Origin of the sequence: Chloroflexus sp., assembly GCF_034434295.1 — a bacterium.
GTDB lineage: Bacteria > Chloroflexota > Chloroflexia > Chloroflexales > Chloroflexaceae > Chloroflexus.
Genome location: NZ_DAOTZQ010000077.1, coordinates 47,907 through 63,405, shown reverse-complemented (window position 1 = coordinate 63,405; position 15,499 = coordinate 47,907). Strand labels below are relative to the sequence as shown.

Annotated in this window: 10 protein-coding genes and 1 tRNA gene; 7 read left to right on the top strand and 4 right to left on the bottom strand. The window is 56.3% G+C overall.

Going from position 1 to position 15,499, the window contains the following annotated elements:
- The first annotated feature begins 794 nt into the window (after positions 1-794).
- From mcr to VAE57_RS11525, 3 genes are all read left to right on the top strand, one after another.
- Positions 795-4,454, top strand: coding sequence for a malonyl CoA reductase subunit Mcr (mcr, locus tag VAE57_RS11535; RefSeq protein WP_322822028.1), 3,660 nt, complete (start codon positions 795-797; stop codon positions 4,452-4,454).
- Positions 4,455-4,590: 136 nt separating this feature from the next.
- Positions 4,591-5,295 carry a PIG-L deacetylase family protein gene (locus VAE57_RS11530; protein ID WP_322822027.1) on the top strand — a complete coding sequence of 235 codons (705 nt, stop codon included), beginning with the start codon at positions 4,591-4,593 and terminating at the stop codon, positions 5,293-5,295.
- A 332-nt stretch (positions 5,296-5,627) separates the two neighbouring features.
- Positions 5,628-7,073, top strand: a complete 1,446-nt coding sequence (locus VAE57_RS11525) for an aspartate aminotransferase family protein (protein ID WP_322822026.1) — start codon at positions 5,628-5,630, stop codon at positions 7,071-7,073.
- A 48-nt stretch (positions 7,074-7,121) separates the two neighbouring features.
- Here VAE57_RS11525 and VAE57_RS11520 read toward each other — a convergent pair whose 3' ends face one another.
- The 3 genes from VAE57_RS11520 to VAE57_RS11510 form a co-directional block, all read right to left on the bottom strand.
- On the bottom strand, positions 7,122-7,568 hold the full coding sequence (locus tag VAE57_RS11520) for a thioredoxin family protein (protein ID WP_322822025.1): 447 nt from the start codon (positions 7,566-7,568) through the stop codon (positions 7,122-7,124).
- Positions 7,569-7,588: 20 nt separating this feature from the next.
- The gene (locus tag VAE57_RS11515) at positions 7,589-8,035 is read right to left on the bottom strand and encodes a DUF4395 domain-containing protein (protein WP_322822024.1); all 447 of its coding nucleotides are present in this window, start codon (positions 8,033-8,035) and stop codon (positions 7,589-7,591) included.
- 859 nt (positions 8,036-8,894) lie between these two features.
- Positions 8,895-8,969 (bottom strand) — tRNA-Met (locus VAE57_RS11510).
- A gap of 34 nt (positions 8,970-9,003) precedes the next feature.
- Between VAE57_RS11510 and VAE57_RS11505 the strand changes: the two genes are divergently transcribed.
- Positions 9,004-9,513, top strand: coding sequence for a GNAT family N-acetyltransferase (locus VAE57_RS11505; RefSeq protein WP_416208446.1), 510 nt, complete (start codon positions 9,004-9,006; stop codon positions 9,511-9,513).
- 46 nt (positions 9,514-9,559) lie between these two features.
- Here the strand turns inward: VAE57_RS11505 and cfa are convergent, their stop codons facing one another.
- The gene (gene cfa / locus VAE57_RS11500) at positions 9,560-10,744 is read right to left on the bottom strand and encodes a cyclopropane fatty acyl phospholipid synthase (protein ID WP_322822022.1); all 1,185 of its coding nucleotides are present in this window, start codon (positions 10,742-10,744) and stop codon (positions 9,560-9,562) included.
- Positions 10,745-10,906: 162 nt separating this feature from the next.
- Between cfa and VAE57_RS11495 the strand changes: the two genes are divergently transcribed.
- The 3 genes from VAE57_RS11495 to VAE57_RS11485 all read left to right on the top strand — a co-directional run bounded on the left by VAE57_RS11495 (position 10,907) and on the right by VAE57_RS11485 (position 15,485).
- Positions 10,907-11,377: a MarR family winged helix-turn-helix transcriptional regulator gene (locus tag VAE57_RS11495; protein ID WP_012258480.1), complete on the top strand. Its 471-nt coding sequence runs from the start codon at positions 10,907-10,909 to the stop codon at positions 11,375-11,377.
- An 83-nt stretch (positions 11,378-11,460) separates the two neighbouring features.
- Complete coding sequence (locus tag VAE57_RS11490) at positions 11,461-12,975, top strand: ComEC/Rec2 family competence protein (RefSeq protein ID WP_322822021.1); 1,515 nt, start codon at positions 11,461-11,463, stop codon at positions 12,973-12,975.
- Positions 12,976-13,598: 623 nt separating this feature from the next.
- Positions 13,599-15,485 (top strand): S9 family peptidase, encoded by a 1,887-nt coding sequence (locus tag VAE57_RS11485; RefSeq protein ID WP_322822020.1) that lies wholly within the window; start codon positions 13,599-13,601, stop codon positions 15,483-15,485.
- The last annotated feature ends 14 nt before the right edge of the window (positions 15,486-15,499 follow it).

Sequence of the window (15,499 nt, the reverse complement as noted above, 5' to 3'; positions counted from 1 at the left end):
CGTGGAGGCATCATCACCACCGCCGGCAGGTGCTGGCCGTGGCCGCTGGTGCGCAGGCACGAACCTGGTATGACCAAATATCTACGCACAGGTAGCGCATGCATGCCGGACCGACTCGATGATCGGCACGATCCCATCCAGCACCCCCGTGACCAGGATGGGGAACGGTATGCCACACGCCGGATCGTGAGCGCGGCTAGCGCGGCAGCATGGCTGCCGCACGCCAAACCCTGCGCCACGCACATGATGGGCGCGTAAGGCAACCCATTCAGCACGTGCTGGCACGGCTGGCGCTGTGCGCTGCCACCGGGCCAGTCGCTCACACCAGCACCGATGGCGATCATCCCCGCTGATACGCACGTGCTTGACACCAGGTGTGGGTAATGCATAGCACTGTGAGGAGGGGAAGAAGCAGTCTCCATTGAGGTGTCCTGATGCGGTAGACGTTGTGTTTGCTGATGTTTTTATCCGTTCCTGAACTGTCTGGAATAAAGCTGTCTTTACGTGAAAAGATAACCTGAGCGAATACGTGTAATGACAAAAAGGTATGAAATAGCAACATCATCTACGACCAATATACCGTTCGCAGCGATGTCCATGCTCACAGAAGTATGCACGCGCATGCCATTGGCAACCGCTTTCTATCACGGTTGTCAAAAAACCACTCAAGCCATATCAACAGTCATACATTCTTAACCATCCGTGAAATTTGGAACAACGTCATGGTATACTATACCTATCGACAATTCTTCAACTAATTGCATGAAAGAACAGTGTTGGCGACGGGGGAGTCCATGAGCGGAACAGGACGACTGGCAGGAAAAATTGCGTTAATTACTGGTGGCGCCGGCAATATCGGCAGTGAATTGACACGTCGCTTTCTCGCTGAGGGAGCGACGGTCATTATTAGTGGACGGAACCGGGCAAAGTTGACCGCACTGGCCGAACGGATGCAGGCAGAGGCAGGAGTGCCGGCAAAGCGCATCGATCTCGAAGTTATGGATGGGAGTGATCCGGTTGCGGTACGTGCTGGTATTGAAGCGATTGTTGCCCGCCACGGCCAGATCGACATTCTGGTCAATAATGCTGGAAGTGCCGGTGCCCAACGCCGTCTGGCCGAGATTCCACTCACCGAAGCTGAATTAGGCCCTGGCGCCGAAGAGACACTTCATGCCAGTATCGCCAATTTACTCGGTATGGGATGGCATTTGATGCGCATTGCGGCACCTCATATGCCGCCGGGAAGTGCGGTCATCAATGTCTCGACCATCTTTTCACGTGCTGAGTACTACGGGCGGATTCCGTATGTAACCCCTAAAGCTGCTCTTAATGCCCTATCTCAACTTGCTGCCCGTGAGTTAGGTGCACGTGGCATCCGCGTTAATACGATCTTTCCTGGTCCGATTGAGAGTGATCGCATCCATACCGTGTTCCAGCGTATGGATCAGCTCAAGGGGCGGCCCGAAGGCGACACGGCGCACCATTTTTTGAACACCATGCGATTGTGTCGCGCCAACGACCAGGGCGCTCTCGAACGTCGTTTCCCCTCTGTCGCCGATGTCGCAGACGCCGCTATCTTTCTGGCCAGTGCTGAATCCGCTGCTCTCTCTGGTGAGACGATTGAGGTTACGCACGGAATGGAGTTACCGGCCTGTAGTGAGACTAGCCTGCTGGCCCGTACTGATCTGCGCACGATTGACGCCAGTGGTCGCACGACGCTCATCTGCGCTGGTGATCAGATTGAAGAGGTGATGGCACTTACCGGTATGTTGCGCACGTGTGGGAGTGAAGTGATTATTGGCTTCCGCTCGGCTGTGGCGCTTGCCCAGTTCGAGCAAGCAGTCAATGAGAGTCGGCGGCTGGCCGGAGCAGATTTTACGCCGCCCATTGCCCTGCCACTCGATCCACGCGATCCGGCAACAATCGACGCTGTCTTCGATTGGGCTGGTGAGAATACCGGCGGGATTCATGCAGCGGTTATTCTGCCTGCGACCAGTCGCGAACCGGCACAGTGCGTGATTGAGGTTGATGATGAGCGTGTGCTGAATTTTCTGGCCGATGAAATCACTGGGACGATCGTGATTGCCAGTCGCCTGGCCCGTTACTGGCAGTCGCAACGCCTTACCCCCGGTGCACGTGCGCGTGGGCCGCGTGTCATCTTTCTCTCGAACGGTGCCGATCAGGGTGGGAATGTTTACGGACGGATTCAAAGTGCTGCTATCGGTCAGCTCATTCGCGTGTGGCGTCACGAGGCTGAACTTGACTATCAGCGTGCTAGCGCCGCCGGTGAGCATGTACCGCCGCCGGTATGGGCCAATCAGATTGTGCGCTTCGCCAACCGCAGCCTCGAAGGGTTAGAATTTGCCTGCGCCTGGACAGCTCAATTGCTCCATAGTCAACGCCATATCAACGAAATTACGCTCAACATCCCTGCCAACATTAGCGCCACCACCAGTGCCCGCAGTGCATCAGTCGGATGGGCGGAAAGTCTGATCGGGTTGCATTTGGGGAAGGTTGCCCTGATTACCGGTGGGAGTGCCGGCATTGGTGGGCAGATCGGGCGCCTCCTGGCTTTGAGTGGCGCACGCGTGATGCTGGCAGCCCGTGATCGGCATAAGCTCGAGCAGATGCAGGCGATGATTCAATCCGAGCTGGCTGAGGTGGGGTATACCGATGTCGAGGATCGCGTCCACATTGCACCAGGCTGCGATGTGAGTAGCGAAGCGCAGCTTGCGGATCTGGTTGAACGTACCCTGTCAGCTTTTGGCACCGTCGATTATCTGATCAACAACGCCGGGATCGCCGGTGTCGAAGAAATGGTGATCGATATGCCGGTTGAGGGATGGCGCCATACCCTCTTCGCCAATCTGATCAGTAACTACTCGCTGATGCGCAAACTGGCGCCGTTGATGAAAAAACAGGGTAGCGGTTACATCCTTAACGTCTCATCATACTTTGGCGGTGAAAAAGATGCGGCCATTCCCTACCCCAACCGTGCCGATTACGCCGTCTCGAAGGCTGGTCAGCGGGCAATGGCCGAAGTCTTTGCGCGCTTCCTTGGCCCGGAGATACAGATCAACGCCATTGCGCCGGGTCCGGTCGAAGGTGATCGCTTGCGCGGTACCGGTGAACGCCCCGGCCTCTTCGCCCGTCGGGCGCGGCTGATTTTGGAGAACAAGCGGCTGAATGAGCTTCACGCTGCTCTCATCGCGGCTGCACGCACCGATGAGCGATCCATGCACGAACTGGTTGAACTGCTCTTACCCAATGATGTGGCCGTGCTAGAGCAGAATCCCGCAGTACCCGCTGCGTTACGTGACCTGGCACGACGTTTTCGCAGCGAAGGCGATCCGGCGGCATCTTCAAGCAGTGCGCTGCTGAACCGTTCAATTGCCACTAAATTGCTGGCCCGGTTGCATAATGGCGGCTATGTGCTGCCTGCCGACATCTTTGCAAACCTACCAAACCCACCCGATCCCTTCTTCACCCGTGCCCAGATTGATCGCGAGGCCCGTAAGGTTCGCGACGGTATCATGGGGATGCTCTATCTGCAACGGATGCCGACTGAGTTTGATGTCGCAATGGCGACTGTCTATTACCTGGCCGACCGTAACGTCAGTGGTGAGACATTTCATCCGTCTGGTGGGTTGCGTTACGAACGAACACCTACCGGTGGCGAACTTTTTGGTTTGCCTGCACCCGAACGGCTGGCTGAGCTGGTCGGAAGCACGGTTTACCTGATAGGCGAACATCTGACTGAACACCTCAACCTGCTTGCCCGTGCGTATCTCGAACGTTACGGGGCACGTCAGGTAGTGATGATTGTTGAGACTGAAAGCGGGGCAGAAACGATGCGTCGTTTGCTCCACGATCACGTCGAGGCCGGTCGGCTGATGACTATTGTAGCCGGTGATCAGATCGAAGCCGCTATTGACCAGGCTATCAGCCGCTACGGTCGCCCAGGGCCGGTCGTCTGTACTCCCTTCCGGCCACTTCCCACCGTACCACTGGTCGGGCGCAAAGATAGCGACTGGAGCACAGTGTTGAGTGAGGCTGAATTTGCCGAGTTGTGCGAACATCAGCTCACCCACCATTTCCGGGTAGTGCGCAAGATTGCCCTGAGCGATGGTGCCAGTCTCGCGCTGGTCACTCCTGAAACGACAGCTACCTCAACTACTGAGCAATTTGCTCTGGCTAATTTCATCAAAACGACCCTCCACGCCTTTACGGCTACGATTGGTGTCGAGAGTGAACGAACTGCTCAGCGTATTCTGATCAATCAAGTCGATCTGACGCGGCGTGCTCGTGCCGAAGAGCCACGCGATCCGCACGAGCGCCAACAAGAACTGGAACGTTTCATCGAGGCAGTCTTGCTGGTTACCGCACCACTCCCGCCTGAAGCCGATACCCGTTATGCCGGACGGATTCATCGCGGCCGGGCGATTACCGTGTAAATACTACTCCACAGGAACCGCCACCCGCTCAGCATAGTAAACGATAGAGACGTCGCATTGCGACGTCTCTCTCATATTTTCGTACCCCCCTAGACAAACCCCCACGTCTTCGTGTAGACTAGAAACAGGAGGCTGTATGCACGTCCAACAAGAGCCAATTCTGGTTATCGCTGCACATGCTGATGATATTGAGTTTGCTGCTGCCGGCACTATCGCCAATTGGGTAGCAGCCGGGCATCCTGTTACCTACTGTATCGTAACCGATGGTTCGGCTGGCTCAAATGAACCAGATGCCAATCTGGCAACCCTGGTTGCTCGCCGTCAAGAAGAGCAGCGTGCTGCCGCAGCAGTCCTTGGGGTGCACGATGTCCGTTTTCTTGGCTACCGTGACGGCATTTTGCAGCCAACTCTCGACCTGAGGCGAGAGCTAACTCGCCTGATCCGTGAAGTACGGCCGTTTCGGGTTCTCTGCCAGGACCCAACGCTCGTCTTTGCCGGCAACACCTACATTAATCATCCCGATCATCGTGCAGCCGGTGAAGCGGCACTCTACGCCGTTTTCCCCAGCGCTGAAACGCGCCCCATCTTCCCGGAACTCCTTGCCGAAGGCTACGAACCGCACAAAGTGCGTGAACTCTATCTGATGTTTCCCAGTGCCCCTGATCTCTATCTCGATATAAGTGATCGGATTGAGCAGAAGATTGAGAGTCTGCTCTGCCACCGCTCGCAGCTTGGCCCCGAAGTGGCTGATTGGGTGCGCACGTGGGACGCCGAGAACGGCACGAAGATCGGCGTTGCCTACGCCGAGACGTTCCGGGTCATTCGCCTGGTCGATAATTAACCCGCGACACGAACCCTCTGGAACGGGCAGCGTTTACGCTGTTCCCGGACGGTTTGGTGTACGCGCCGGTTTTTGGTTATTAGTGCCGGGATAACCGGCTAGAAAGGAACGACATTGGCAGATTGATATGCGTGAGGTGCGCATGCGTCAGGGCCGTGCGCATCTCGGTCACACCGGGTACTTCATCCGGAGTGTCGCCCTGTTCTTCGTGTCCGCGCCAGGGTCGGGGCATGTGCCTACGATGTGGTCTCTCTCTTCTTACCTGCTGCGGTGTCGCAGTCGCGCATTCGGCGCGTTAGAGGCCACGGTTGCGGACGTAGTCAGGAGTCTATATGAGTACCATTACGAACAATCGACGTCAGGCCCTCAGTGATAATGTCTGGTTACATTTCTTCCAAATGGGCCACTTCTCCAGTACCGACGCACGGCCCACAATACTGGTGCGAGGTGAAGGGTCGCGCGTATGGGATCAAGACGGTAACGAGTACATCGATGGTCTGTCCGGTCTGTTTACAGTCAATGTCGGTTATGGTCGCCGGGAAATCATTGAGGCGATCAGTGCGCAACTGAGCGAGATTGCTTACGTCAGTCCTTTCAGCTTCCCCAGTCTACCTTTAATTGACGTATCGGCGCGTCTGGCTTCGATCAGTCCCACCGGCCCCCGCTCACGAGTATTTTTGACTACCGGGGGTTCAGATGCAGTGGAGACTGCGTTAAAGCTGGCCAAAGCGTACCAGCGCCGTCGCGGGTTTGCCGACCGCACCAAGATTATTGCCCGTCGCGTGAGCTATCACGGTACCTCAATGGGTGCGCTATCGGTCAACGGTGTCACCTCCATCCGTAACGGTTTTGGTCCGCTGGTGCCGGGGGCACGTCATGCGCCACTTCCCTATCGTTTTCGCTGCGACTATTGTGCCACACACAGTGGCTGTCGTGGTGTCTGTGTCGATGAAGTCGAGCGCCTGATCGAGTTTGAAGGCCCTGAAACAATTGCCGCCATTATTATGGAACCGGTGCAAAATAGTGGCGGTGCAATTGTCTCGCCTCCGGGCTATCTACAACGCATTCGTCAGATTTGCGATCACTACGGTATCGTCATGATTGTTGATGAAGTGATCTGCGGTTTTGGCCGGGTGGGCGATTGGTTTGGTTCAACAGCGATGGGGGTCAGGCCCGACATCATCACCTGCGCCAAAGGCATCACTAGCGGCTACGCTCCGCTCGGTGCGGCCATTGTCTGTGACACGCTTGCCGATGTCTTCGTTTCCGATAATGAAGCAGATAAGTTTATGCACGGTATCACCTTTGGGGGGCACGCTGCCAGTTGTGCGGCAGCACTCGCCAACCTGGACATTATCGAACGGGAACATCTGCTGGAGCGGTCGCGCGAAATGGGAGCCTACCTGATGCAGGAGCTAACCGCTGCCGTTGGCGATCATCCCAACGTAGGCGAGGTGCGCGGGATGGGCATGTTTATGGCTGTTGAGCTGGTGCGCGATCGGGCTACCCGCGAGTCACTGGCCGAGGAGCGGTTGATGAGCTGGCTGAGTGATCAATTGAAGCAGCGCGGCCTGATCTGTCGGGCTGATGATCGGCTCGAACCGGTGATCCAACTGGCGCCGCCGTTGATCCTCACCCGTGAAGAAGCTGATCGCTGCGTCAGCATCGTCGCCGAGTCCGTCCATGTCCTCGGTCGTCGATTGGGAAGCGTCCCAACAGTCATCTCGCTCAACGTAACAACACCGGTAGAACCACCGACGGCGGTGGCGGCTGATTAGAAAGAGCAGGAAAGGTGCGATGCATCGCCACCTGCATCGCACCTTCTTTCATCCGACAACCGTTGTCTGCCGGGTGGCAACCTCTCGCGTCAACAGGCCAATCTGCTGCAATAATACCGGTGTATCTACAAACCCCAGATTGACATGGCGTACCACACCACGGGCATCGAGCACTACGGTCGCCGGTGCAGTGAGAATACCCAGTTGCGTCACGATCTGGGGATAGTCTGCGGCCTGCAAGATACAGATAGTGATCTGATCGTTTACAGCATCGGCCAGCCTGGCTAACGCCGGCGATTGTCGGAAATAACACTCACGGCAACCGGGTGTGGTAAAAGCAACCACTGCCGGCTTCCCCGTTGGCACCAATCCGGCGAAGGGTGTCTTCTGACCGAGGGATCGTACCGTGTATGCCAGCCAGTAACGCACCCCTGCCCACACCAGCAGTACCGCAAGCGTCACAACCCCAATGATCAGTAGCCGTTCAACCAGCACTCAAATACCTCACCGGTCGTCTATTTCAGAATACCCAACTGCCGCAACTGAAAGAAGATAAAGCATCCGACGCAGAAACCGAAGATCAGATTCACCGCTGCCAGCACAGCGACCAGCAGCGCCAGACTCCAGCCAACAACCTCCGCACCCAACCACAGGCTCAACGTAGCCAGCAGCAGCACGCCAGCCCCAACACCTTGCGCAAAGCGGTGAGGTGCTGCATCTTCCTCGTGCAGGTCAGGACGCAACCAGCCCAGGGGTCGCAGGATATCACGGTATAGACGCTGGAACAATGCCAGTGCAGGATGGATCACACCAAGAGCAAGGACAACCGCAAGGAACGCAATCAACCAGTGTTGATTGGTAACGAAGGCAGTCAGAACAAGCACGATGATCGCCGCCTGGTTAAAACGAAGGGCAGTGCGGTCGAAGAGAGCAGGTGGTGAGGAGAAAGCTTTCGCAGACATTGTTGACTTCCTTGCGCAATTTTTCAAGATACCTGCGATTAATCTTACATAAAGCGATAGATTTTGTCAAGATTATTGATCGCAGAAAATAAATCATGATTGGGTCAGGACTAGAATCTATTTCAAAAAACGTCTACCAGAAGTTATCTCATTCCTGACCGCCTCATCGTAACGGGCACATCCAGTATCCCCATGACCAGGAGAGTCAGCAGCGTGCCCCGCGCCGGAGCGTGCGCACGGCTGCTGCGGCAGCCATGCTGCCGCACGCCCAACCCTGCGACACGCGCATAACGAGCGGGCAAGGCAACCCATCCAGCGCGTGATGGCACGACCGGCTCTGCGCTCTGCCAACGGGCCAGGAGCCGGCGAGGCTGTCGTTGGTGATTGGCAAGCGTGCATGCGATTGTGCGACAGTCTAGGAGCACGATAGCACAGCTTTTATGAAATGAGTTCTCAAGGGGACGGCTTCCAGACTAGCCTCTATTGCGTTACACAGCACGGTGACGGTATGGAAGTTGTATCATGGTAAAGATGATGCGACCGCATATAGCGACTATTGGTAGCCGGAACCGTATTGACAGGGACAGACTACCCGGTCATAACAGGAATCATACAGGAATGACTGCGGGATTGCCTGCACCATCCTGCACGATGGATGTGGACGCTATATTTTCACACGCCACATCCCGCACCATGGGCATCACTGTGTGTCAGGAGAATACGCTGTACAGCGACCACTGTGGTATAGTGTGCATACGGATACGTGTACTGTAAGGAGAGAGAACCTGTGATCGGCCTTGAGAAAATCGGTACTCGACATATAATAAAGCGACAGAACTTACCGGTTCTGTCGCTCTTTTGGTAGCGGCGGCAGGATTCGAACCTGCGACCTTCGGGTTATGAGCCCGACGAGCTGCCACTGCTCCACGCCGCGTCAGCATCTAATACTATAGCAGATTAGAATGCCTATGTCAAGAGGTTTTTCGCTACAAAGTGTTGTTGTGCCTGCCGAAACTCCGGCTCAAATCGCCCTCATTCGTGACCTCTTCTGCGAGTATGCCGCCGGATTGCCAATCGACTTAGCGTATCAAGGTTTTGATACCGAACTGGCAAGCCTTCCCGGAGCTTATGCTCCACCGCACGGACGACTGCTACTGGCTATGGTTGATGAGACCGCAGCCGGCTGCGTGGCGCTACGTCCACTGAGCGATACCATCTGTGAGCTAAAACGGCTCTATGTGCGACCGGCGTTTCGCCACTTGGGATTAGGGCGACACCTGACAAGCTATATGCTCAATGAAGCATCTACCATTGGCTACGAGTATATGCGCCTTGATACCCTCCCTTCAATGCACAGTGCAATACACCTTTACGAGTCGCTCGGTTTCGTGCGCTGTGCGCCGTACTACCCGACACCAATCGCCGATACGGTCTTTATGGAACGGCGGCTGGCAGACAGAGCTACAGACGGTGAGTAGTCTCTGCGTTGCCAGCCACGTCAATGGAATTGTTCCTTCCATTCACCTACCGCACCGAACGGTAACCATCGGCCACTCCTCGCGGTGACAGTACCAGTTGCCAGAGCTGGCTGGCCCGTGCCATAAAGCTACCGGCGCTCATCAGCAGATAGAGGCGCCACATCCGGTAGAAGCGCTCGTTGTAACGGGTAGACAATTGTGGCCATGCCCGCTCGAAATTGGCGTGCCATGCCTTTAGCGTGGTCACATAGTTGATTCCAAAGTTATGCCAGTCTTCCAGCACAAAGAGACCCTCGAACGCTGCTGTGATCAGGCGCGGTGAGGGCAGCATCGAGTTGGGAAAGATGTAGCGCTCAATCCAGGCATCACGGCCCTGGTATGCAACGTTGGTGCCAATCGTGTGGAGCAGAAGCAGTCCATCATCGGCCAGGCAGCGCCGTGCGACCTGCATAAAGGTGCGGTAGTTGCGGTATCCAACATGCTCGAACATGCCAACGGAAATGATGCGATCAAACGTTCCGCGTGTCTGCCGGTAATCTTCTAACCTGATCTCAACCGGTAAACCGCGACATCGTTCACTCGCCAGCGCAGCCTGTTCTTTTGATACGGTGATGCCGACTACCTGTACCCCATAACGCTCAGCCAGATACTGCGCAGTACCTCCCCAACCACAGCCGATATCGAGCACGCGCATCCCTGGCTGAAGGTCGAGTTTACGGGCAATCAGGTCGAGTTTAGCCTCCTGTGCTTCATCGAGCGTGCGCACCCCACTATCCCAGTAGGCACAACTGTAAATCATACGCCGATCAAGCATCGCCTCGTAGAGATCGTTGCCAATATCGTAGTGGTGCTCTCCAATCACGAACGCACCTTTGCCACGCTGCCGATTTATAAACCGACTGTCAAACCAGAGAGGGATGCGTGCCAGCCAACCGATTGTCTGGGGTGCCTGCACACGCAACAGACGACGAATACACTCGTCAATTGCCTCACAATCCCACCAGCCGTCCATGTACGCTTCGCCCAACCCCAGTGAACCATGGAGCAGGCAGCGAAGGTATAACCGTTCATCGTGAACCTGAATGTCCCACGGTTGCGTGCCATTGACCGTAATGCCGGCAGCAGCAAGCAGTTTGAGCGCGTATGATCGCGCCAGTTTGTGCAGTCTGTCGTTCGTTGATCGAGGGATTTGCGGATTCGTTGTTATTGAAGCCAGTTCATGTTTTGCCATATGTGTTCCCCCCTGTCTAAGCTTTGCAAAACAATTGAACACACTTCATAACCTTGCTTGCCTCATATTCACCTAAAATACTATTTCATCACTTGTCACCCTCTTGAAAGAGCAGTATACTGCTTGCAAAGAAAACGATTGCACATGTGCAGGTTTACTATTATGAAACAACACGAAGCTCGTTCACATTTGCCACATCAGCTTATCCATGACGTGTACGTGCTGCTCGACGATGGTGACCGGCGGGCATTGTCACACGTCAATTTGACTCCACTCGAGTTTAATTTGTTGCTCCAGTTAGACCTTGAGCAGGGGCAACGACTGACTGATGTTGGCGCCAAACTGCTCTGTGTTAAGAGCACCATTACGCGGTTGGTGGATCGCCTCGAACGCGACGGTTTAGTCAAGCGCAATCCCGATCCTGATGATCGGCGGGCACAGCGGCTGATCCTGACGCCACGCGGGGCCGCAGTGCGTGCCGAGGCACTGGCAATGCACAATGCTGCTGTCGAACGCCGGATGGGCTTGCTCGATGAGCAGGAACAGGAGCAGTTGACGCGACTACTGCTCAAGTTGCGCGATGGATTGGCCGCCGATCTGGCTGCCCAGCAGACTGTTGAAGCTGAGTCATAATATTTGCCATACATCGTGCGCACCTTTGCCTGGGTCTGAACGGTATCTTTTATAGTACCGCGTTTTTGACAACAGGCAAAGCGATGAATCTGATTCGACTCGCAATCGGTTGGCTGGTCGGGATTGGCCTGGCAGGTTCGTTCAATGTTCCGCTGCCCTGGTGGCTGATTGTGGCTACCGTCGCGCTGGTAGGGATACCGTTTGCCCGCAGCTCTCAACGCTGGCTGGCACTCTCGGTGTTGTGCTTCGCGTTGGGAGGTGTTCGTTTTCATGTTGCTCAACCTCTGCTCGGCCCGCAGCATATCGAGCGTTGGGCCGGTACAGACCGGCTCACGCTGGTTGGTTATGTGGCAGAGGAACCCCGCCGTGATGATCGGGGTCAGCAACTTGTTCTCGAAGTCACCCATACCCGCACTTCTGAACAGTTCGTGATGACGGAAGGACGGGTGCTGGTGCGGGTACCGCCGTATCCACCCTACTATCCGGGTGACCGGCTCTGGCTGGAAGGCGAGCTGAGCAGGCCGGCTACTGCGCAGCGGGTAGGGGAATTTGACTACCGGGCCTACCTGGCACGGCGCAACATCTTCGTACTCATGCATCGTCCCACAGCGATCCGGCAACTCGACAAGCCGGTCACGAAGTGGGGGGTAAAACAAATCAGTCAGTTCCGTGAACATTGTCGGCAGATTATCTTGCGCCTCTTACCCGAACCCCAGGCAGCGCTGGCAATTGGGATTTTGCTCGGTATTCAGGCCGGGTTACCAGAAACCACCCGCACTGCTTTCGCAGCGACCGGAACATCGCATATTCTGGTTGTCTCAGGCTGGAATTTCAGCATTGCCGCAGCAGCGCTGGCAGCCCTGGCCCGATTGTTGCGCCTTCCGCCCTGGCCTGCCTTCTGGCTGAGCCTGACCATCATGTGGATATATGCCGGTTTCACCGGTGCTTCAGCAGCCGTTGTACGGGCGGCAATGATGGCGAGTCTTGCGCTCTTGGCCCGCACTGCCGAGCGGCAGAGTGAACCCTGGCGCTTGTTGCTGGCTGCATGCTGGCTGTTAACCCTGATCAATCCGCAAACCCTATGGGATTTAGGCTTCCAGTTGTCGGCGCTGGCTACGGCCAGTCTGTTCGCATTTGGTAAACCGGTTGATCACTGGCTGGATACGATACACTGGCCACGTCATCCGGTGGTTGATGCGATGCGCGAGGCACTCGGTGCAACCCTGGCTGCCCAGGTCTTAACCCTGCCACTGATGCTCTACCACTTCGGGAATCTCTCGCTCATCGCTCCGCTGGCCAACATTGTGATCGTACCGGTTGTTCCTTTTGCGATGTTACTCGGTGGTTGTGCCCTTCTCGGTGGTCTGGTCTGGCTACCGTTGGGTCAGTGGCTGGCGCTGTGTGCCTGGCTCCCACTGAGCTGGATCAACAGCGTCGCGATGTTGCTGGCAGAGCCGGCGTGGGCCGTTGTCCGTCTCCCAGCGTTTCCACTTTGGCTATTAGTAACCATGTATGTCGTGATTGCCGGTGTCTGGTGGCGATGGGTACGGGATAATGGGCAGGTAAGCGCTATGGCTGTCAGATCATCCGTGGACTGATGCTACCTGCAATACTTACGGACATGAGAGGTTTCAGCCCTTAATGCATGCGACATCCCCTGGGAGCGTGAGCCTCTGGCGCGCTCATCAGTGGCACGGGATTCCAGCCCGCGTGCAGGCATCATCTCCACCACCGTCAGGTGCTGGCCGTGGCCGCTGGTACACAGGCACGAACCTGGTGCAACGACATCTCCACGCAGGTATTGCATTTATTCCTGACCGACTCGATGATCGAAACAAGCACATCCATCATCCCCGTGACCAGGATGGGTAACGGTGTGCCACGCGCCGGATCATAAGCACGGCTGGCGCGGCAGCATGGCTGCCGCACTCCAAACCCTACGACACGCATATGATCTGCGCGTAAGGCAACCCATCCAGCACGTGATAGCACGGCTGGAGCTGCGCATTGTCACCGGGTCAATCGCCCACAACAGCATCTATGGCGATCATACCCTCTGATACACCCTTGGTTGATACCAGTTGCAGGTAATGCATAGCCCGGCGGGGGCGGTTGAGGGTGGGGCATGTTGCGTACCTGTGTCATCCTATCTCCTATCTCCTCCCCTCTCACAGTATGTTATGATAAAGAAGGTAACATTCACAGCAGAACGAGGTTTATTATGGCCCAGATTGCCCCCTACGGTAGTTGGCGCTCGCCAATCTCCGCTGAAATGCTCGTCGCCAGACAAGTGAGCCTGAACTGGCCCGCTATCGATGGTTCCGATATCTATTGGATTGAGGGTCGGCCCCAGGAGGGCGGACGCAATGTCCTGGTACGTCGCACTGCCGACGGTGTGGTCAGCGATGTTACACCACCAGACATGAATGTACGCACACTGGTGCACGAGTATGGCGGAGCCAGCTATACGGTCGATCAGGGCGAGGTGTTTTTCGTCGAATTTCGCGACCAACTGCTCTACCGCCAGCGTCCCGGCGAGCTGCCGGTTGCGGTAGGTACTCCCGATGGGCTACGCTTTGCCGAGATGCAGGTTGATCGCCGACGCAACCGCATCATTGCTATTGGCGAAGATCATCGCAGTACCGGCGAAGCCCAGAACTATCTGGTGGCAGTTGATCTGAATAGTGGCGCGATCACTCCTCTCCATACCGGACGTGATTTCGTTGCCGCACCCCGACTCAGTTCCGATGGCAACTGGCTGGCCTGGTTAGCCTGGGATCATCCCAATATGCCCTGGGATGCCGCTGAGCTGTGGGTGGCGCCTATCCTGGAGGATGGTAGTCTCGGTTCGGCTCGTCAACTGGCTGGCGGCGCTGGTGATTCGTGCTTTCAGCCAGAATGGACGACCGACGGTCATGTGCTGGTGGTCGCCGAGCGAACTGGCTGGTGGAACCTGTATCGGCTCGATCTTGCCGGCAACGCAACACCACTGTACCCGCTTGATGCCGAATTTGGTCAACCACTCTGGCAGCCGGGCATGCGTACCTATGTCCCTCTGGCTGATGGACGGATTCTGGCGACGTATTGCCGGCAGAGTCGCTGGTATATGATCATCATTGAGCGCGATGGTGGTGTCCATCCCATCGATCTGCCGGTGTCGGTCATTAACATTGTCAATGGCACCGGTGAGCGTGTGGTGTTTACCGGCAGCTCACCAACCACACCAACGACCCTGTTCCTGCTTGACCTGAGCGATCAGACGCTATTGCCGCTGCGGCGCAGTGGTGAATTGCCGGTTGACCCGGCTTATCTCTCACTGCCAGAGGTCATCAGCTTTCCAAGTACCGGTGGTCGCACTGCTTACGGCATCTTCTACCCACCGCACAACCCCGATTTTGTCGCGCCAGAAGGCGAATTGCCACCCCTGCTGGTTATGATCCACGGCGGGCCGACCGCTGCTGCTCAACCAACTCTCCGCCTATCGATCCAGTACTGGACAAGTCGGGGCATTGGGGTGTTGGATGTGAATTATGGTGGAAGTACCGGCTTTGGCCGCGCTTATCGTGAGCTACTCGATGGGGCGTGGGGGATCGTTGATGTAGAGGATTGTATTGCCGGTGCCCAATTTCTCGCTGCCACCGGGCGGGCTGATCCTAACCGACTGCTGATCACCGGAGGGAGTGCCGGTGGGTTTACTGTACTGGCCGCGCTTGCCTTCCACAAGGTCTTCCGCGCTGGTGCCAGCCATTTCGGCGTGGCCGATCTGGCAGCGTTGGCTCGCGACACGCACAAGTTCGAGTCGCGTTATCTCGACCGTCTGGTTGGTCCTTATCCAGAGCGCACAGATCTCTACGAGGCACGCTCACCGCTCACTCACGCCGATCAAATTACCAGTCCGGTGATCTTCTTTCAGGGGTTAGAAGATAAGGTTGTTCCACCAGCCCAATCGGAAATGATGTACGAGGCATTACGTTCACGGGGAGTCTACACCGAATATGTCCCCTTCCCCGGCGAACAACACGGTTTTCGTAAGGCCGAAAACATCATCACCGCCATCGAGCGCGAATTGGCCTTCTACGGCAATGTGTTGGGATTCACTCCGGCGTAGTAGTTGACACCTCT

Bases quoted from the DNA above. Each gene is read 5' to 3' on its own strand.
- VAE57_RS11530 (WP_322822027.1), top strand. From the start codon at position 4,591: ATGCACGTCCAACAAGAGCCAATTCTGGTTATCGCTGCACATGCTGAT.
- VAE57_RS11505 (WP_416208446.1), top strand. From the start codon at position 9,004: ATGTCAAGAGGTTTTTCGCTACAAAGTGTTGTTGTGCCTGCCGAAACT.
- VAE57_RS11515 (WP_322822024.1), bottom strand. From the start codon at position 8,035: ATGTCTGCGAAAGCTTTCTCCTCACCACCTGCTCTCTTCGACCGCACT.
- cfa (WP_322822022.1), bottom strand. From the start codon at position 10,744: ATGGCAAAACATGAACTGGCTTCAATAACAACGAATCCGCAAATCCCT.
- VAE57_RS11525 (WP_322822026.1), top strand. From the start codon at position 5,628: ATGAGTACCATTACGAACAATCGACGTCAGGCCCTCAGTGATAATGTC.
- VAE57_RS11490 (WP_322822021.1), top strand. From the start codon at position 11,461: ATGAATCTGATTCGACTCGCAATCGGTTGGCTGGTCGGGATTGGCCTG.
- mcr (WP_322822028.1), top strand. From the start codon at position 795: ATGAGCGGAACAGGACGACTGGCAGGAAAAATTGCGTTAATTACTGGT.
- VAE57_RS11495 (WP_012258480.1), top strand. From the start codon at position 10,907: ATGAAACAACACGAAGCTCGTTCACATTTGCCACATCAGCTTATCCAT.
- VAE57_RS11485 (WP_322822020.1), top strand. From the start codon at position 13,599: ATGGCCCAGATTGCCCCCTACGGTAGTTGGCGCTCGCCAATCTCCGCT.